The sequence below is a fragment of the Kitasatospora griseola genome (assembly GCF_014648555.1).
In the GTDB taxonomy this organism is placed as follows: Bacteria; Actinomycetota; Actinomycetes; order Streptomycetales; family Streptomycetaceae; genus Kitasatospora; species Kitasatospora griseola.
Map to the genome: position 1 here is coordinate 93725 of NZ_BMRI01000014.1, position 17544 is coordinate 111268.

Here is a 17544-nt window from a genome sequence, read left to right on the forward strand (position 1 = left end):
GTCCGGGGTGCGGGCCGGTGCCGCGTGGTCGGTGAGCAGGTCGGGGGCGGTCACCGGGCACCGCCCGCCGGCACCGGCAGTTCGGCGTGGACGGTCCAGCCGGCGGTGGGGCCGGGGCCGGCGGCGAAGGTGCCGCCGAGGGCCTCGACGCGTTCGCGCATGCCGAGCAGGCCGAACCCGACGGGGCGCAGGTGACGGGCGGGGGCGGGCGAGGCGTCGTCGGTGACGGTGACGGTCAGCGCGCCGGGCGCGTGGGCGACGGCGACCTCCGCGGTGCGGGCGTGCGCGGCGTGCCGGGCGACGTTGGTCAGCGACTCCTGGACGATCCGGTGCACAGTGGTGGCGACCTCCGGCGGCCACGGCGTCGCGTCCCGATCGGGGAGCCGCAGCCGGACCGCCGGGCCGTGACCCTCGAACCGCTCGACCAGGGCGGCGAGTTCGGCCGCGCCGGGGGCGGCGGGCGCCGTCCCCGGGGTGTCGTCGCCGGCGCGCAGCAGGCCGACCACCCGGCGCATCGCGGACAGCGCGTCGGCGCCCGCCGTCTCGATCCCCGCGAGGGTCTCGTCCAACTGCTCGGGGCGCTTGCGGGCGACGATCCGGGCGGCCTGCGCCTGCACCACGACGCCGGTGATGTGGTGCGCCACCAGGTCGTGCAACTCCCGTGCCAGCGCGAGACGTTCGTCCTGCCGGGCGGCCTCGGCGGCGGCCCGGCGGCGGTGGTCCAGCAGGCGCAGTCCGAGCCCGGCCGCGAGGGCCAGGGCCCACACCTCGATGCCGACCCGGAACGGGGTGGCCGGGGCCTGCGCGGCCAGCAGGCCCGCCGTCATCAGGGCCAGTCCGGCCACGCCGAGGGCCACCGCCGAACGCCACGGCAGGGTCCGCACCGCCGAACCGCCGAGCACCAGCAGCCCCACCACCGCCGCCGCGCCCGGCTCCCCGGGCAGCCCCGTCAGCCGCGCCACCAGTGCTGCCGCGCCGGCCACCGCCAGCCCCAGGGCCGCGGCGCCCCCGCGATGCCGCTCCCGCCCCAGCGCCAGCGCGCACACCACCGCGCCGGTCGCCGCGTCCAGCGCCCACACCCGGCCCTGCGACGCGTACTGCGCCGCCATCACCAGCAGCACCAGGGCGAACCCCGCCCCCAGCACCGCGTTCCCCACCGTCGACGTTCGTCTCACGGCCGCCACGCTAGGCGAATCCCCCCGCACCGCGTACCGGCCGAAAGTACGACGCCGCTGCCGCCCGGACCGTACCTTCGGCCGCTGCGGGCCGGCGCCGCCCGACGGGAACGTGGGGCCATGACCGCAACGACGACCGGTGCCGCGCTGCTCGCGGTGGCCGAGAAGACCGAACGCAGCCCGCTGCTGTACGCCTGGTGGGCCGCGCAGTTGGGCGTACTGATCGCCCTCGGCTGGGGCGGGTACCGCCTGGTCCGGGCCTGGCGGGCGCGGCGCGCCGAGCAGGACGCGGAGGACGGGCAGTGGTGACCGCGGTGCTGGAGACCACCGGGCTCACCAAGCGGTACGGGCGACGAACCGCCCTCGCCGACGTCGAGTTGAGCATCCCGGCGGGCCGGGTGGTCGGCCTGGTCGGGCCCAACGGCGCCGGCAAGTCCACTCTGATGCAGCTCGCCTGCGGACTGATCGGCCCCACCTCCGGGCGGATCCGGGTGCACGGCGCCGAGCCCGGCACCCGCCCCGACCACCTCGCCCGGGTCGGATACGTCGCCCAGGACACCCCCGTCTACCCGGACCTCACCGTCGCCGAGCACCTGCGACTCGGCGCCCGCCTCAATCCGCGCTGGGACCGGGCGCTCGCCGAACGCCGCCTGGCCCGCGCCGAGTTGGACCCCCGACAGAAGGCCGGCCGACTGTCCGGCGGGCAGCGCGCCCAACTCGCCCTCACCGTGGCCGCCGCCAAACGCCCCGACCTGCTGATCCTCGACGAACCCGCCGCCGCCCTCGACCCGCTCTCCCGGCACGCCTTCCTCGACCACCTGATGGAGTCCGTCACCGAACTCGGCGCCACCGCCGTGCTCTCCTCCCACGCCCTGCCCGACGTCGCCCGGGTCTGCGACCACCTGGTGCTGCTCGCCCGCGGCCGGGTCCACCTGCACGACGACATCGAGCCGCTGATCGCCCGGCACGCCCGGGTGACCGGCCGCGCCGCCGACCTCGACGCCCTGCCGCCCGACGTCACCGTGCTGGCCCGCACCGACCCGCCCGACGGCCCGGCCACCGCCCTGGTCCGCACCGAACGGCCACTGCCCGCCGACCGCCGGTGGGCCGTCACCGCACCCGACCTGGAAGAACTCGTCCTCGCCCACCTGGCCCGCGCCGCCCGGCCGGGCAGCCCCACAGCCCCGACCACCCGACCGGAGACCCGCCGATGATCTGGCTGACCTGGCGCCAGTTCCGCACCCAGGCCCTGATCGGCCTGGCCGCGCTGCTCCTGCTGGCCGGCTACCTGCTGCTGCTCGGCCTCGACGTCCACCGGGCCCACCAGGACGTCCTCGCGCACTGCGCCGGCCGGGACTGCGCCGGCCCGCTCGGCGCGTTCGCCGACCGCTACCGGCTGCGCGCCGACCTGCTCGGCTACCTGCTGCTGGTGCTGCCCGCCGTGCTCGGCGTGTTCTGCGGCGCCCCGCTGATCGCCCGCGAGTTCGAGGCCGGCACCCACCGGCTGGTGTGGAACCAGAGCATCACCCGCCGCCGCTGGCTGGCCGTCAAACTCACCGTGGTGGCCGGCGGCTGCACCCTCGCGGTCGCCTTCGCCGCGCTGCTGCTCGGCTGGGCCACCGGCCCCGTCCTCGCCGTCGAGGGCGCACGCTTCGAACCCGTCGCCTTCGCCTCGCACGGGCTCGCACCCGTCGCCTGCACCGCCTTCGCGTCCGTGCTCGGCGCCACCCTCGGCCTCCACCTGCGCCGCACCGTGCCCGCGATGGCCGCCACGCTGGCCGTGTTCACCGTCCTTCAACTGGCTCTTCCGGCCTTCGTCCGGCCGCACTACCAGGCACCCGAGCGGACCAGGGTGCAGCTCACCGCGCCGATCGTCGCCAACCTCAGCAAGATCGGCACCTACGGCGACATCGGCGGCCTGCGGGTCCCCGGCGGACCCTGGGTGATCGACACCAGCGCGATCCTCGACGAGGCCGGCGCCCCCGTCGGACACACCGACTGGTTCCAGGACTGCATGGACCACAGCTCGCTCACCGACCTGCCCCGCTGCCTCGCCGACCACCGGATCCACGTGGAGATCACCCAGCAGCCCGCCGCCCGCTACTGGACCTTCCAGGCCGTGGAGAGCGCGCTGTTCGCCCTGCTCACCGCCGCCACCGTGATCCTCGCCGTACGACGGCTGCGGACCCGAGCCGACTGAACGGAGACCGCCGGAAAACTGCTGACAACCTTTCACCCCGACTCGGGCGTGTGTGCGGTGTGAGTCGAGAAACCGAGGACGACGCCTACGCGGCCTTCGTCGCGGTCGCCTGGCCCCGGCACCTGCGGACGGCCACGCTGATCGCGGGAGACCGCAACCGCGGCGAGGAACTGCTGCAGGACTGCCTGGTCAAGCTGTACGTCCGCTGGCGCCGGGCGGTCGCCGACGATCCGCACGCGTACCTGCGGCGGATGCTCGTCAACGGCCACATCAGCTGGTGGCGCCGCCGACGCCGGGAGACGCTCACCGCCGAGCTCCCGGACCAGCCCGGCACGCCCGGCGACGAGTACGGCGAGACGGACGAACTCCACCGCGCCCTGCGCTCGTTGCCCGCCCGGCAGCGTGCGGTGGTGGTGCTGCGGCACCTGGAGGACCTCTCCGAGAAGGAGACCGCCGCCGTCCTCGGCTGCTCGGTCGGCACCGTCAAGAGCCAGCACTCCCGGGCAATGGCCCGGCTGCGCACCGTCATGTCGAAGGACCGGCCGGAGGGCCGGTCCAGGGATCAGGAGGCCGTCAGCCCATGAGCATCAACGAGAACGAGGACCTGACACAGGCGCTGGAGGTGCTGGCGGACCGTCAGCCCCCGGCCGGCCCACCGCCGACGGCGGAGCTGCTGCGCCGCGGCCGGCTCGGCAGGCGTCGGCGCGCCGCCGTCATGACGGGCGGGGTCGCGGCGGTCGCGATGGCCGGAGCGTTCGCCGTCGGCATCGGCGGCGGCAGCCCGACGGCGAGCGGGCTCGGGCCGGCGGCCTCCGCGTCCGGGTCCGCCAAGCCGTCCGGCACGCCGTCGGGCACGCCTTCCGGAACGTCATCGGGTAAGCCGTCGACCGATCCCACGAACTCCAGCCCATCGGGCAAGCCCTCCGACGCGCCCACGGCCGGTTCGGCCGTCCCGGACCTGCTGGCCGAGCGGGTCCCGGCCGGCTACCGGGTCCTCGCCACCTGGAAGGACCCGGGCCCGAAGCCCGGGTCGGGGAAGCCATGGCGGATCGGTGTGGCACACACCATCACCAACGGCCCGCGGACCGGCACCATCCGTATCGAGCTCACCCAGGTGGTCGGCGTGCCGAGCGGATCGACGGACTACAAGCCGACTGCGGACTGCGGTACGGCACCCGCCTGCACGGTCACCCACCGTCCCGACGGCAGTCTGCTGATGGTGACGCTCCCCGCGGCGGCGGCCGGCCTCCAGGACTGGCAGGCCACCCTGTACAGCACCGACGGCAGCATGGTCACCGCGTCCTCAAGCACCGTCCCCGCCCCGGGTGGGGGGACCGATCTCTACTCGGGCCCGCCGGTCCTCAACGGCGAGCAGCTCACGGCCCTTGCCCTGGACCCGGTCTGGCAGGGCGTTATCAACAAGCACTAGTCCGACCAACCGGTCCCGCCGCAGCTCAGGGGCGCAGCAGCCCCCAGTACAGCGCCCACGGGACGAACACCGCGCCCGAGAGCGTCAGGAGCCCTAGCCGCACCCGGCTGCCGTTCGCCGGGTGGTTCCGGACGGCCGCCGTGACAGTCAGCGTCACGGCCACCACCGTTGCCACGGAAGCCAGTTGGAGAACCGACCAGACCACCGGCCGACCCAGCAGGACCGGTCCGGGCAGTGAGGCTGCCGTGATCGCCATGAACAGCAGGTAGAGCGGGGCGCCGACGACCGCGAACGTGCCGGTCAGGGCGGCCCAGCGGGCCGGGCGGGGCACTCCGGCGGGGGCGGGGCGGTGGCGCAGTCGGCGGACCGCGCCGGTGGCCAGGTGGCCGACGAAACCGAGCAGGCAGACGACGGCCGACGCGGCCTGCAGCCACGGCGATTCGTACCAGTCGAGCGGGGCGAGCGGCCGGCTGGCGTACTCCTGCGCGGGGGCGGCGTCCACCGACACCGGTGGCAGTCCGGCGGCCAGTCCGGTGATCCAGCGGGACTCGAAGTCGGCGTAGTTGTCGGGCAGTTGGCTCGGACGGTCGAAGCCGTCGTCGAAGCTGCGGCGGAGGTTGTGGCGGACGTCCGGGACGTTGCGGATCGTGTAGTGGCGGTTGCCCGCGCGGTCCAACGCGTCCCGGACGATCCGTTCGCTCTCGGCGGGCACGGCCTCGCGGTCCAGCGTCCCCCACTCGGCCAGCACCGGCAGTCGGAGCCGCTCCCAGGCGGGCACCGGGTCGTAGTCGGCCTCCGGGAAGAGCCCGGCGGCGGACAGTTCCCGGATCAGCGTGTCCTGCATGGTCGGCACCAGTGAGCCGCCGATGCCCGCGTGGCGGAGGAACTCCCCGTAGGCCCAGGCCTGTTGGCGGGCCGGGCTGAGGCCGACCGCGCCGGCGGTCACCACGAAGGACACCTCGGAGGTCCGTCCGGCGGCCAGTGTGGCCACCCAGGCGCCCTCCGACAGGCCCCACAGGCCGACCCGGTTCGGGTCGATCTCGGGCCGGGAGTGCAGGAGTTGGACGGCGGCGAGGGCGTCGTCGGCCAGCCGGTCGTAGTCCCGGCTCAGGGTCGAGTAGCCGGCGGTCCGTTTGTCCCAGATCAGCGTCGGGATGCCGTGCGCCGCGTACGCCTCGGCGGCGGGCCGGAGTTCGTCCATGGCGACCGGTCCGGCCCCGGCGATCATCGCCTGTCCGGGGGCGCCGCTCACGCCCTGCGGGGCGACCAGTTCGCCGTGCAGTCGGGTGCCGTCGGCGCTGGTGAACTCGACGGCGGTGTGCGCGAGTCGGGGGCCAGAGTCGGCCGGGGTCGCGGCCGCGGGGGTGGCCGCCGGGAGGGCGAGCAGAAGTGCGACCAACCCCAGCATTGGTGTTCGGTGCCGGTGTCCCATGGCGTGCTCTCCCCGTGATCGAAGGCGGTCGGTCGCTCCACCCTGTCCGATCGCGTGCCGCCGCGGGATGGGGGCGCCACCCGGATCGGCAGGGGGGACAACCCCCGGACACGGCGACGGAGCTGACGCGAGGTCAGCTCCGTCGGAGGGGCAGTACGGGTTACTCGGACTCGCGGTCGAACTGCGAGCGGGACCAGGCATATCCGAGCACGGTGAGGGTGGCGCACCAGGCCAGCGCGATCCACCAGTTGTTGCCGATCGGGGTGCCGAGCAGCAGGCCGCGCAGGGTCTCGATGGCGGGGGTGAACGGCTGGTACTGGGCGATCGGCTGGAACCAGCCGGGCATCGAGTGCAGTGGGACGAAGGCGCTGGAGATCAGCGGCAGCACGATCAGCGGCAGTGCGCTGTTGCTGGCGGCCTCCGCGTTCGGGCTGCCGAGGCCCATGCCGACGGCGATCCAGGTGAGGGCGAGCGCGACCAGCACCAGCAGGCCGAACGCGGCCAGCCACTCCAGCAGGGTGGCGTCGTGCGAGCGGAAGCCGACGGCGACGCCGACCGCGCCGACCAGCACCACGCTCAACACCGACTGCAGCACACTGCCGATCACCCGGCCGAACAGCACCGACCCGCGGTGGATCGCCATGGTGCGGAACCGGGCGACGATGCCCTCGTTCATGTCGGTGGCCATCGAGACGGCGGTGCCGATCACGGTGGAGCCGATGGTCATCATCAGGATGCCGGGCACCAGGTAGGCGACGTAGGCGGCCCGGCCGGCCCCGCCGCTCATCGCGTTGCCGAAGACGTAGACGAACAGCAGGAGCAGCATCACCGGGGTGAGCAGCAGGTTCAGGGTCAGCGACGGGTAGCGCCGGGCGTGCAGCAGGTTGCGCCGCAGCATGGTGGACGAGTCGCGGACGGCAAGGGCGAACGAGCTCATCGGGCGGCCTCCTCGGCGGAACCGGCCGCGACGGCCGGGGCAGTGGACGGGGCGGACGGGGTGGACTGGTGGGGGACGGCCGGGGCGCCGGTCAGGGCGAAGAACACGTCGTCCAGGTCGGGGGTGTGCACGGTCAGCGACTCGGCCTCGACGCCCGCGGCGTCCAGCCGGTCGAGCACCGAGCGCAGCGCACGCTGGCTGCCGTCGCTGGGGACCAGCAGGGTCAGCGACTCGTCGTCGCGGGCGCCCTCGGGGAGGGCGTCGGCGGCGGACCGGTACGCCGCCGGGTCGGTGAACCGGAGTCGGACGTGGCCGCCCGGGACGAGCCGCTTGAGCTGCTCGGCGGTGCCTTCGGCGGCGATCACGCCGTTGTGCAGGACGGCGATGCGGTCGGCGAGCTCGTCGGCCTCGTCCAGGTACTGGGTGGTGAGGAAGACGGTGACGCCGCCGGTGACCAGCTCCCTGATGATCTGCCACATGCCGTGCCGGCTGCGGGGGTCGAGGCCGGTGGTCGGCTCGTCCAGGAAGATGATCCGCGGGTCGCCGACCAGGGTCATCGCGATGTCGAGGCGGCGCTTCATGCCGCCGGAGTAGGTGGAGGCGGGCTTCTTCGCGGCCTCGGTGAGATCGAAGCGGGCCAGCAGGTCGGCGGCGACCCGGCGGCCCTCCGCCTTGGGCAGGTGGTGCAGGTCCGCCATCAGCAGCATGTTCTCCTCGCCGGTGATCAGCCCGTCGACGGCGGAGAACTGGCCGGTGACGCCGATCGCGGCGCGCACCGCCTGCGGGTCGGCGGCCAGGTCGTGCCCGCCGATCCGGATCGGCCCGCTGCCCCGGCCGGCCCGGACGAGGGTGGAGAGGATTTTGACGGCGGTGGTCTTGCCGGCCCCGTTCGGGCCGAGCAGGGCGAAGACGGTCCCTTCCGGGACGGACAGGTCGACACCGTCGAGGACGGTCTTGTCCCCGTAGGACTTGCGCAGCCCCTGTGCCGCGATGGCCAGGCCGGTCATGGGAGAACTCCTTCTACAGCGGGGCGGGTTGGTGCCGGAGGGGGCCGCCGCCGGGCGGCGGCCGTGCGGTGCGGGGCGGTGCGAGGTGGCGCTGTGCGGTGCGGCGGTCAGACGGTGCGGGCGGTGATGTCGCCGTTGGAGGTGGTGGCGCGGATGGTCACCGCGGGCACGTCGTCCGCGTTGCGCAGCGCGTTGTGGATGCGGCCGTAGGAGGTGCCGGCGTCCAGCGAGGCGGAGACGCCGCGGGCGGCGCCGACGGTGATCGAACCGGACATGGTGGTGAGCACCAGGTCGCCACGGACCGCCTCGTTGACGGTGAGGTCGCCGCGCTGGGTGTCGAGCCGGGCCGACCCGGTGAGGCGGCCGACCTCGATGCTGCCGTCCTGCAGGACGAATCGGCCGCCGGCCGCCTCGTCGACCTTGACCGGGCCCCGGGCGCTCTCGAAGGCGACCTCGCCGAGCCGTCCGACGCCGCGCAGGTCGGCGTCGGCGGCCTTCGCCTCGATCCGCGAGCCGCTCGGCAGCTGGACGGTCACCTCCAGCGCGCCGGTCGGACCGATCAGGCGGTGGTTCGCGTCGGCGGTGACGATCCGCAGCACCCCGTCGGCGAGGACCACCTCGGTCTGCTCGGCGGCCTTCACATCGCGGCTCTTCGACGGGTTCGCGGGGAGCACCTCGACGACGGTGTCGGTGCGGTCGGCGGCGATCAGGCGGAGGTGGCCGGCCGGGATGTCGATGACGGCGGTGATGGCGGTGGGGGTGGCGAACTTCTGCATCGTGGACTCCCTGTGCGCTTCGTTTCTGATGATGGAAACGCTACGTTGCGTTCAAGAAGTTGGCAACGCTGTTGTTGCAATCGAATGGCATCAATGCAGATGGGAGGCAATAAATCGTTGCAATGGAGAGTGGGATAACGCAACGTCAGGGCGATGGTCGTTGCAATGAAATGGGGGTGAACGCTATGCTGGGGGCGCACCGTGTACGCCGACGAAGGAGACCGCGATGCCGGGAGGCAGGCTCACCCAGCAGGAACGCCAGCAGATCGCGCTGGGACTGGCAGAGGACCTCGCGTACGCCGAGATCGCCCGCCGCCTCGACCGGCCGACCTCGACCGTCACCCGCGAGGTCATGCGCAACGGCGGCCCGGGCGGCTACCGGGCCGACCTCGCCCACCGCGCCACCGAGCACCGCGCCCAGCGCCGCTCGGCCCTGCCCCGTGACCCGTACGCCGACCGGCCCGCCGACGGGCGCGACCCGGACGCGGTGCGCGCCTACGAGGAGACCGTCACCACGGTCTTCATGCACTCCGGCATGAGCCGGATGCCCGCCCGGGTGCTGGCCGCCCTGATGGTCACCGACGAAGGCGTCCTCTCCGCGGCCGAACTCGCCCAGCGCCTCCAGGTCAGCCCGGCGTCCATCTCCAAGGCGGTGGCCTTCCTGGACGAGCAGACCATGATCCGGCGCGAGCGCGACGACCGCCGGCGCGAGCGGTACGTGATCGACGACGACATCTGGTACCAGGCCACCATCGCCAGCGCCCGCGCCAACGCCGCCGTGGTCGCCACCGTCCGCGAGGGCGTCCCCGTGCTCGGTCCGGGCACCCCGGCCGCCGCCCGGCTGGAGAACATCGCGCGGTTCCTCGACTTCGTCTCCGACGGGCTGTTCCGGATGGCCGAGCAGGCCCGCGAGATCCTGTACGTCAAGCCCGAGGAGGAGGCCGACGCCGCCGAAGCGCCCGAGCGCGGGGCCGACGGCGGCAGGAGCTGAACTGCCCCGCTGCGTCAGGCGGTTGGCGGAGCGGCGGCGTCGCCCGGCAGTCCTCAGCGGTCGAACAGCTCCGCGAAGGTGACCGGCTCCGCGCGCGGTGGCAGCACCCGGTGCAGCACGAGCGCGTGGACCTCCGGGTCCGGGTCGGCGGCGCCGTCGGACAGGACGTGCAGGCGGTAGTCGCGGTCGGACGCGTCCAGAGCGGTGGACAGGACGGCGCCGCCGGTGGTGAGGCCGGCGACGATCAGGGTGTCGATGCCGCGGGCGCGCAGCCGCCGGTCCAGGTCGGTGCCGGACAGTGCGGAGACGCGGGTCTTGCGAGCCACCAAGTCGCCTTCGCACGGCGCCAGTTGCGGGTGGAAGGCGGCGGCCGGGTCCTCGTGGTGCAGGGCGCGGTGCCGGGCGACCGCCGCGAACACGGCGTTGCCGGCGGGGACGGCCGCCCAGTCGTCCTCGGTGAACGCGGTCCGCACGTGGACCACCGTGCCGCCCCTCGCGCGGGTCGCGGCGACGGCCCGCTCCAGGCGGTCGAGCAGCGGTCCGGCGTCGGGCAGGGCGGACAGGACGGCGGGCTGGCAGTCCAGCAGGAGCAGAGCGGTGTTCCGCACGGTGGTGTCCTCGCTCTCGGTGGGGCTGGTCAGGCGCGGCTGTCGAGCAGCGCGGGCGGGTGCGGCGACGCCGGTTCGCGGCGGGGGAGCAGCAGCGGGGTGCCCAGGGCGAGCAGCCCGGCGACGGCGAGGGCGGTGCGCGGGCCGGTCAGGTCGGCGAGCAGGCCGCCGAGCGCGGTGAGGGCGGCGATGGCGCCCTGCTGGCCGATCGACCAGGCCGTCAGGGTGCGGGCGACCAGGTGCTGCGGGGTGCGTTCCAGCCGGTAGGCGGCGAGCACCGGCGTGAACAGGCTCATGTTCACGATGATCGCCAGCTCGACGGCCATCACCGTGACCAGCCCGACCACGCCGGGCCGGACGAAGACCAGTCCGATCAGCCAGATCGCGCGCAGCGTGCCGACCGTCCGGAACACCCACGCCCGCCCGTACCGCGCCACCACCCGCCGGGCCAGCCGGGAGCCGACCAGCCCGCCCAGGCACGGGGCGGCGAACGCCAGGCCGTACTGCCAGGCGGGGAAGTGGAGTTGGCGCAGCAGCAGGACGGCCAGCACCGGTTCGGTGGCCATGATCAGGCCGGACACCAGCAGGTTGTTCAGGTACAGCGCGCGCAGCCCGGGGTCGCCGAACAGGTGCCGCCAGCCGTCGAGGAGCGATCCGGTCCGCCCTGCGCTCCGGGGCGGCGGCGCCTCCTCCCGGTCGCGGATCGCCGCCAGGCCGAGCGCCGAGAGCAGGTAGCTGCCCGCGTCCGCCAGCACCGTGCTGACCGGTCCGAACACGCCGATCGCGGCCCCGCCGAGCGGCGGCCCGATCGCGATCGAACTCCAATTGGTCGACTCGAAACGGGCGTTGGCGACCAGCAGGTCGTCCGGCCGGACCAGTGCCTTCAGGTACGCGCCACTGGCCGCGCCGAACGCGATCTTCGCCGCGGCGACCACCGCCGACACCGCGAACAGCTGGCCGAACCCGAGCACCCCGCACGCGTACGCGAGCGGGATCGACGCCATCGCGGCGAACCGCACCAGGTCGGCCGCGACCATCACCGGCTGCTTGCGCCGGAACTCCACCCACGGCGCGAGCGGCACCGCCAGCAGCGCCCCCACCGCCGGGCCCACCGCCGACAGCGCCGACACCTCGGCCGGGCCGGCGTGCAGCACCAGCACCGCGATCAGCGGCAGCGCCCCGAACCCCAGCCCCGACCCGTACGCGCTCACCGCGTACGACGCCCACAGCCACCCGAACTGTCGCCCCAAGGGACGTCGCCTGCCCACCCTGCCCCCTGCCCTGTACAAAGCCGCGTTGACCAGGCAGAGCAAACCGGGCTGCTGAGCCGCAGGTCAAACAACCGTCGCAGGCCGAACACACAACCAATGGTTGTTCACTAAGGTGGGGCGGCGTGGACCTCGAAGCCGTACGCACCTACCTCGCCGTCGCCGAGGCGGGCCAGTTCCAGAAGGCCGCCGTCGACCTGGCGATCACCCAGCAGGCCGTCTCCAAGCGCATCGCCGCCCTCGAACGCGACCTCGGGGTACGGCTGTTCACCCGCACCCCGCGGGGCGCCGAGACCACCATCGACGGTCAGGCGTTCCTGCCGCACGCCCGCGAGCTGCTGCGGGTCGCCGACCGGGCCGTCGCCTCCGTGCACACCGCTCGCCGCCCGCTGCGGGTGGACGTGATCAACCTGCGCGGCGCCGCCTCCGGGCTGCTGCGCGACTTCCACCGCACCCACCCCGGGGTCGAACTCGACGTGGTGAAGCTGCTGGACATCGACGAGGCCGTCCGCGCCGTCCGGTCCGGCGCCATCGACGCCACCTTCCGCGCCGTCGCCGCCCCCGGCCGGCCGCTGCCCGACGACCTGCTCTCCGCCCGGGTGATCGACGAACAGCTCCAGCTGCTCACCGGCCCGGCCCACGCCCTCGCCGGCGCCCGATCGGTGACGCTTCGTCAACTCGTCGGCCACCGGATCTGGATGCCGGGCATCCTCCCCGGCTCCGAGTGGGCGGCCTACTACGACGACCTGGTCGCCGAGTTCGGCCTCACCATCGAGGCCACCGGCCCCAACTTCGGCTCCGACGCCCTGCTCGACACCGTTGCCGACACCCCGGCGCTGGCCACCTTCCTGAGCGACGGCACCCGCCTGGTCTGGCCGGCGAGCCACGGCCTGCGCCGGATCCCGCTCACCGATCCGACCCCCGTCTACCCGCACTCCCTGGTGTGGCACCGCGACAACCCGCACCCGGCGCTGGCCGCCCTGCGCGCGCACCTGGCCGCCACCAGGACCGCCCACGACGCCCCCGGCACCTGGACGCCCGCCTGGACGCGCCGGGACTGACGGCCACTCAGAGCAGCGCCCGCAGGAACGCCTCGAACGCGGCCGGCCCCGACAGCATCGGATAGTGGTCCGCCCCCGGCAGCACCGTCAGCTCCGCGCCCGGCGCCTGCGCGGCCAGCCGCTCGGCCCACAGCCGGGTACTGGCCAGCGCCCTCCGCGCCATCGCCCGAGGCTGTTGCACCACCACCGAGTTGGCCGACGCCCTCGGCATCGCCGCGCCGTCCGCCTCCTCTCGCACCAACGCCCTGCGCGCCGCCGCCCTGGTCACCACCGCCCGTCAGGGCCGCCGGGTCCAGCACCACACCCTCACCCCACTCGGTCACGCACCTCGCGCGAACACGCGACCAACGCTAGTAACGGCGGCCGACCGGCACACGGGTATTCCCTGGCGTCCGCGAAGTAGAGATTTCTCCACCCCCGGCTTCGGGTCAGGCGGCGGTCACGGCGGTCAGGCGAAGGCGGCCGCCCACCGCTCGATGCCGAACCCGCCGCCCGGCCCCCGCCGAACCTCCGGCGCAACCGCCCCGCTGAAGGGGAAGCGACGTCACGCCCCGCCCGCAAGGTCGCGCAGCGTCGCCTCGGCCTTCGGAGTCAGGGCGAGCGGGCCGCTTCCGTTCGTCCACACTGCCCGGACGTCCAGACGGCGCAGGCGCCAGCCGTCCGGGGTGCGGACCGCCTCGCCGATGAAGGTGCCGCCGACGTCGAAGTGGCCGCCGGGGTCCTGGCCGCGGGCCCGCTGGGTGGTGGCGAGATGGACGTGGGTCATGAGGGCGTTCCAGCGCACCGCGGCCCGGTCGCCGTTCAGGTCGATCAGGTAGTTGGCGCCGACGTGCTGAGTCCGCTCGAACTTTCCGAGCGTGACCTGCTCGGCCTCGGCCAGCCCCGCGATCCCCTCGTGCTGCCCCACCGGCGTGTTGATCCGCACATCGGACGTGAAGTACCGCCGCGCCCAGGCCTCGTCAAAGGGGCCGCCGCCCCGCGGCACCGTGTCGAGACTGATCAGATAACCGTCGATCAGCCCGGTGATCTCGGCGCGATCGGTCAGCACCCCGACCCGCCGCTCCAGAGCGGCGAACGCCGCCGTGCCGATGGTCATGTCGTGACTCCCCGGGTCGCGCGGCCAGTCGCGGCCGACCGGCCGCGTGACACCGAGGCTAGAACTTCAAGCCCACTTGAGATCAAGACCTCGTCCGCCGACGTTCAGCCGCGTACGTGCAGCCCGAACCCCGTGCGGCCCGCGGGCTCCAGCCCTTCCTTCAGCCGCAGCGACGGGAGCTCGTAGTCGCCGAAGTTCTGCCGGCGGAACGCGATCGGCTCGGTCGACTCCAGCGTGAGCAGACGCTGCTCCCAGGCCTTCGCGACGGCCGGGTAGTCCTCGTCGGTCATCCGGTCGGCGCCGTACAGCACGAACGGCGGCAGCACCTCGACGCCCGGGTAGTAGAGGATCCCGTGCTGGAACGGGAACAGCAGATCGTCGATCGGGCCGTTGATCCCGCGCGCCGCGTAGTGCGACTCCGGGCCGCCGACGGTCACCGACAGCAGCGCCCGCCGGCCCGCGAGAGTGCCCTCGCCGAAGCGCTCGCCGTACTTGGCGGCGCTGTGCTCGCCTACCCCGTACGCGAAGCGGTACGTGAACACCCGGTCCACCCAGCCCTTGAGGATCGCGGGCATCGTGTACCACCACAGCGGGAACTGGAAGACGATCGTGTCCGCCCACAGCAGCTTCTCCTGCTCGGCGCGGACATCAGGCGAGAGCGCCCCCGTCTCGAACGCCCGCCCCGAGTCCAGTGCGACCTTCAACGGACTCGACGCCTCCGGGCCGTAGTCCGCGGCGTCCACGACGGCCTTCCAGTTCATCGCGTACAGGTCGCTCACCCGCACCTCGTGCCCGGCGCCCTCCAAGGTGGACACCGCGAGGTCCTTCAGCGAACCGTTGAGCGACCTCGGCTCCGGGTGGGCATGGACGATCAGCGTCTTCACAGCAGGACTCCCTCTCCAACGGATCGAATGCCTCCGATCCTGGCCGCCGCGACGCCCGGCGTTCAGGGGCTCCTCGTCCGTCGGACCGGACTTCCTGGTACTGACAGGGCCACTCTCAACCGCACCGACCGCGGCCATACTGACCGGCATGGACGATCTCGCGGGCTTCCTACGGACCAGGCGCTCCCGGGTCGACCCGGCCGCCGCCGGCATCCCCACCGACAGCCGCCGCCGGGTCGAAGGGCTCCGCCGCGAAGAGGTCGCCCACCTGTCCGGCGTCAGCGTCGACTACTACGTCCGCCTGGAACAGGGCCGCGCCACCCAGCCCTCCGGGCAGGTGCTCGACGCACTCGCCCGGGTCCTCGACCTCGACGAGACCGAACGCGAACACCTCTACCGCCTCGCCCGGCAACGCCGCCGTCCCGCGAAGGCCCCGGCCACCCGGATCCGCCCCGAACTCCTGCGCGTCCTCGACCTGGTCCCCGACGCCCCCGCGCTGATCATCAACCACCGCCTGGACGTCCTCGCCACGAACCGGCTCGCCGCCCTCCTCCTCGGCCGCACCGCCCCCGGCCTCAACACGGCCCGCCACATCTTCCTCGACGAAGCCGAACGCGGCCTCTACGCCGACTGGGAAAGCTGCACCCTCGACGTCGTCGGCCACCTCCGGCTGGCCGCCGGCCAGTACCCCGACGACCCCCGCCTCGCCTCCCTGATCGGCGAACTCGCCATGGGCAGCGAACGCTTCCGCCGCCTCTGGGCCCGCGCCGACGTCCGCGCCCGCACCCACGGCCGCAAGGCCTACCACCACCCCCTGGTCGGCCCCCTCGAACTCCACCAGGAGAACTTCGCCCTCCCCGACGAGTCCGGCCTCGAACTCCTCATCCTCTCCGCACCCGCGGGCACCCCCACCGCTGACGGCCTCCGCCTCCTCGCCCGCCTGGCGACGGACACGGGCACGGGCACCGCACGGCCGTCGGCGGTTCACCGACTCCCCTGAGCGTCGTGCGCCTCGACCGGAGTCACGGGCCTCGCCGCGGGTGGCGAGATCGGGTCAGGCTCGCGACTACCGGCTGTGCGCCCGGGACTTGGCGCCGCCCGAGCCGTCGGCGGTCGGCCGGGTGCGAGGGGCGGAGGCCGGGCGGCCGTAACGGTTCCGGCCGGTGGAGCGGTTGTGGCGGGGCCGCTCGACGACGGGGTCGGGGATCGTGACGGGCACGCCGGTGGGGACGCGGGCACCGGTGATCCGGGTCAGTTCCTCGTCGCCGGCCCGGACCGTGGTGGTGACGGGGGTGATGCCGGCCGTGGACATCATTCGGGCGGTCCCGCGGCGCTGGTTGGGGAGGACCAGCGTGACGACGGTGCCGGACTCGCCGGCCCGGGCGGTGCGTCCGCCGCGGTGCAGGTAGTCCTTGTGGTCCGCGGGCGGGTCCAGGTTGACGACCAGGTCGAGGCCGTCGATGTGGATGCCCCGGGCGGCGACGTCGGTCGCGACGAGCGCGGCCACCTGACCGGTGCGGAACTGCTCCAGGGTGCGGGTGCGCTGCGGCTGGGACTTACCCCCGTGCAGGGCCGCGGCCTTCACGCCGCTCGCCAGCAGGGTCTCGACCAGCCGGTCCGCGCCGCTCTTGGTGTCGATGAACATGATCACCCTGCCGTCGCGGGAGGCGATGTGGGCGATCGTGGCGGTCTTGTCGTAGTTCTGCACGTGCAGCACGTGGTGCTCCATCGTGCTGACCGCTCCCGCGGACGGATCCACCGAGTGCGTGACCGGGTCCTTCAGGAAACGCCGCACCAGGCTGTCGACGTTGCGGTCCAGGGTGGCGGAGAACAGCATCGTCTGGCCGCCCTCGGCGACCTGTTCGAGGAGCGCGGTGACATCGGGCAGGAAGCCCATGTCGGTCATCTGGTCGGCTTCGTCGAGGACGGTGATACCGACCCGGTCCAGGCGGCAGAGCCTGCGCTCGATCAGGTCCCCCAGCCGCCCGGGTGTGGCCACCACGATCTCCGCACCGCGGTTCAGCACCTGCGCCTGGCGGCGGACCGGCACCCCGCCGACCACAGTGGCCATCCGCAGACGCGCCGCGTGGGCGTACGGCGTGAGGGCTTCGGTGACCTGCTGGGCGAGCTCGCGGGTGGGGACCAGGACCAGCGCGAGCGGGCACCGCGGCTCGGCCTGCTGCCCGGCGGTGCGGGCGAGCACGGCGAGACCGAACGCGAGCGTCTTGCCGGAGCCGGTGCGTCCCCGTCCCAGCACGTCGCGGCCGGCCAGCGAGTTCGGCAGCGTCGCGGCCTGGATCGGGAAGGGGGTGGTGACGCCCCGCCGCGCCAGGATCGTCAGCAGTTCCCTCGGCAGGTCCAGTTCCTCGAAGGAACCGACGGGGGGCAGGGCCGGCACGGTACTCACCGGCACCGAGAACTCCCGCCGGGAGGCGGGTCCCGCGCTGCTGCCCGATGCGGAGCCGGAACCGGTGCGTCGGCGCGGAGGGCGGCTGGAACGGTTCAATGCGGGAGACCCTTCTTCAAAAAAGCCGAGGGGCCCGCACCGGGCACCATGTGCGCGGCGCGGGCCCCTCGCTGCCAGGCGATTGCCAGGGCAGTGGGAACTACAGCGGGCGGATGTTCTCGGCCTGCGGGCCCTTCTGGCCCTGCGTGACGTCGAACTCGACCTTCTGGCCCT

General features: G+C 73.7%; 20 protein-coding genes. 8 read left to right on the forward strand and 12 right to left on the reverse strand.

The window, feature by feature from the left end; genetic code table 11:
• Positions 1–50: 50 nt before the first annotated feature.
• Positions 51–1175, reverse strand: coding sequence for a sensor histidine kinase (locus tag IEZ12_RS19555; RefSeq protein WP_229847698.1), 1125 nt, complete (start codon positions 1173–1175; stop codon positions 51–53).
• Between the two features lie 120 nt (positions 1176–1295).
• On the opposite strand from IEZ12_RS19555, the gene IEZ12_RS19560 reads away from it, so the two are divergent.
• From IEZ12_RS19560 to IEZ12_RS19580, 5 genes are read left to right on the forward strand one after another with little or no spacing between them, the layout of a single operon-like run.
• Complete coding sequence (locus IEZ12_RS19560; protein WP_043915176.1) at positions 1296–1484, forward strand: hypothetical protein; 189 nt, start codon at positions 1296–1298, stop codon at positions 1482–1484.
• A complete protein-coding gene (locus IEZ12_RS19565; RefSeq protein ID WP_189273155.1) occupies positions 1481–2389 on the forward strand; it encodes an ABC transporter ATP-binding protein in 909 nt (302 codons plus the stop codon). Before IEZ12_RS19560 ends, IEZ12_RS19565 begins: the two co-directional genes overlap by 4 nt.
• Positions 2386–3375 (forward strand): ABC-2 membrane transporter-related protein, encoded by a 990-nt coding sequence (locus tag IEZ12_RS19570; RefSeq protein WP_189273156.1) that lies wholly within the window; start codon positions 2386–2388, stop codon positions 3373–3375. The genes IEZ12_RS19565 and IEZ12_RS19570 overlap by 4 nt, the downstream gene beginning before the upstream one ends.
• A 59-nt stretch (positions 3376–3434) precedes the next feature.
• Positions 3435–3959, forward strand: a complete 525-nt coding sequence (locus IEZ12_RS19575) for a SigE family RNA polymerase sigma factor (RefSeq protein ID WP_189273157.1) — start codon at positions 3435–3437, stop codon at positions 3957–3959.
• Positions 3956–4804, forward strand: coding sequence for a hypothetical protein (locus IEZ12_RS19580; RefSeq protein WP_189273158.1), 849 nt, complete (start codon positions 3956–3958; stop codon positions 4802–4804). The genes IEZ12_RS19575 and IEZ12_RS19580 overlap by 4 nt, the downstream gene beginning before the upstream one ends.
• A gap of 25 nt (positions 4805–4829) precedes the next feature.
• Here the strand turns inward: IEZ12_RS19580 and IEZ12_RS19585 are convergent, their stop codons facing one another.
• The 4 genes from IEZ12_RS19585 to IEZ12_RS19600 all read right to left on the reverse strand — a co-directional run bounded on the left by IEZ12_RS19585 (position 4830) and on the right by IEZ12_RS19600 (position 8956).
• Positions 4830–6203 (reverse strand): alpha/beta hydrolase family protein, encoded by a 1374-nt coding sequence (locus tag IEZ12_RS19585; RefSeq protein ID WP_229847699.1) that lies wholly within the window; start codon positions 6201–6203, stop codon positions 4830–4832.
• A 193-nt stretch (positions 6204–6396) separates the two neighbouring features.
• Positions 6397–7173: an ABC transporter permease gene (locus IEZ12_RS19590; protein WP_189273162.1), complete on the reverse strand. Its 777-nt coding sequence runs from the start codon at positions 7171–7173 to the stop codon at positions 6397–6399.
• Positions 7170–8180, reverse strand: coding sequence for an ATP-binding cassette domain-containing protein (locus IEZ12_RS19595; protein WP_189273170.1), 1011 nt, complete (start codon positions 8178–8180; stop codon positions 7170–7172). Before IEZ12_RS19595 ends, IEZ12_RS19590 begins: the two co-directional genes overlap by 4 nt.
• Positions 8181–8287: 107 nt before the next feature.
• The gene (locus tag IEZ12_RS19600) at positions 8288–8956 is read right to left on the reverse strand and encodes a DUF4097 family beta strand repeat-containing protein (protein ID WP_189273172.1); all 669 of its coding nucleotides are present in this window, start codon (positions 8954–8956) and stop codon (positions 8288–8290) included.
• A 226-nt stretch (positions 8957–9182) separates the two neighbouring features.
• On the opposite strand from IEZ12_RS19600, the gene IEZ12_RS19605 reads away from it, so the two are divergent.
• Positions 9183–9947: a GbsR/MarR family transcriptional regulator gene (locus IEZ12_RS19605; RefSeq protein ID WP_189273174.1), complete on the forward strand. Its 765-nt coding sequence runs from the start codon at positions 9183–9185 to the stop codon at positions 9945–9947.
• Between the two features lie 53 nt (positions 9948–10000).
• On the opposite strand, the gene IEZ12_RS19610 is transcribed toward IEZ12_RS19605, so the two are convergent.
• Entirely contained in the window at positions 10001–10555 is a 555-nt protein-coding gene (locus IEZ12_RS19610; RefSeq protein ID WP_229847700.1) for a cysteine hydrolase family protein, read from the reverse strand.
• Positions 10556–10584: 29 nt separating this feature from the next.
• Positions 10585–11805: an MFS transporter gene (locus tag IEZ12_RS19615; protein ID WP_373295500.1), complete on the reverse strand. Its 1221-nt coding sequence runs from the start codon at positions 11803–11805 to the stop codon at positions 10585–10587.
• A gap of 143 nt (positions 11806–11948) precedes the next feature.
• On the opposite strand from IEZ12_RS19615, the gene IEZ12_RS19620 reads away from it, so the two are divergent.
• Entirely contained in the window at positions 11949–12884 is a 936-nt protein-coding gene (locus IEZ12_RS19620; protein WP_189273176.1) for a LysR family transcriptional regulator, read from the forward strand.
• A 7-nt stretch (positions 12885–12891) separates the two neighbouring features.
• Here the strand turns inward: IEZ12_RS19620 and IEZ12_RS19625 are convergent, their stop codons facing one another.
• From IEZ12_RS19625 to IEZ12_RS19635, 3 genes are all read right to left on the reverse strand, one after another.
• The gene (locus IEZ12_RS19625; RefSeq protein WP_189273178.1) at positions 12892–13047 is read right to left on the reverse strand and encodes an alpha/beta fold hydrolase; all 156 of its coding nucleotides are present in this window, start codon (positions 13045–13047) and stop codon (positions 12892–12894) included.
• 381 nt (positions 13048–13428) lie between these two features.
• Positions 13429–13980 carry a nuclear transport factor 2 family protein gene (locus IEZ12_RS19630; RefSeq protein ID WP_189273180.1) on the reverse strand — a complete coding sequence of 184 codons (552 nt, stop codon included), beginning with the start codon at positions 13978–13980 and terminating at the stop codon, positions 13429–13431.
• A 104-nt stretch (positions 13981–14084) separates the two neighbouring features.
• Positions 14085–14864 (reverse strand): NAD(P)H-dependent oxidoreductase, encoded by a 780-nt coding sequence (locus tag IEZ12_RS19635; protein ID WP_189273182.1) that lies wholly within the window; start codon positions 14862–14864, stop codon positions 14085–14087.
• A gap of 148 nt (positions 14865–15012) precedes the next feature.
• Here IEZ12_RS19635 and IEZ12_RS19640 point away from each other — a divergent pair, with 148 nt between their 5' ends.
• Complete coding sequence (locus tag IEZ12_RS19640; RefSeq protein ID WP_189273183.1) at positions 15013–15864, forward strand: helix-turn-helix transcriptional regulator; 852 nt, start codon at positions 15013–15015, stop codon at positions 15862–15864.
• A 66-nt stretch (positions 15865–15930) separates the two neighbouring features.
• Here IEZ12_RS19640 and IEZ12_RS19645 read toward each other — a convergent pair whose 3' ends face one another.
• Positions 15931–17370: a DEAD/DEAH box helicase gene (locus IEZ12_RS19645; protein WP_189273185.1), complete on the reverse strand. Its 1440-nt coding sequence runs from the start codon at positions 17368–17370 to the stop codon at positions 15931–15933.
• Positions 17371–17470: 100 nt separating this feature from the next.
• Positions 17471–17544, reverse strand: a 74-nt coding sequence (locus IEZ12_RS38730; RefSeq protein WP_229847715.1) for a cold-shock protein, incomplete at its 5' end; no start/stop codon positions are given.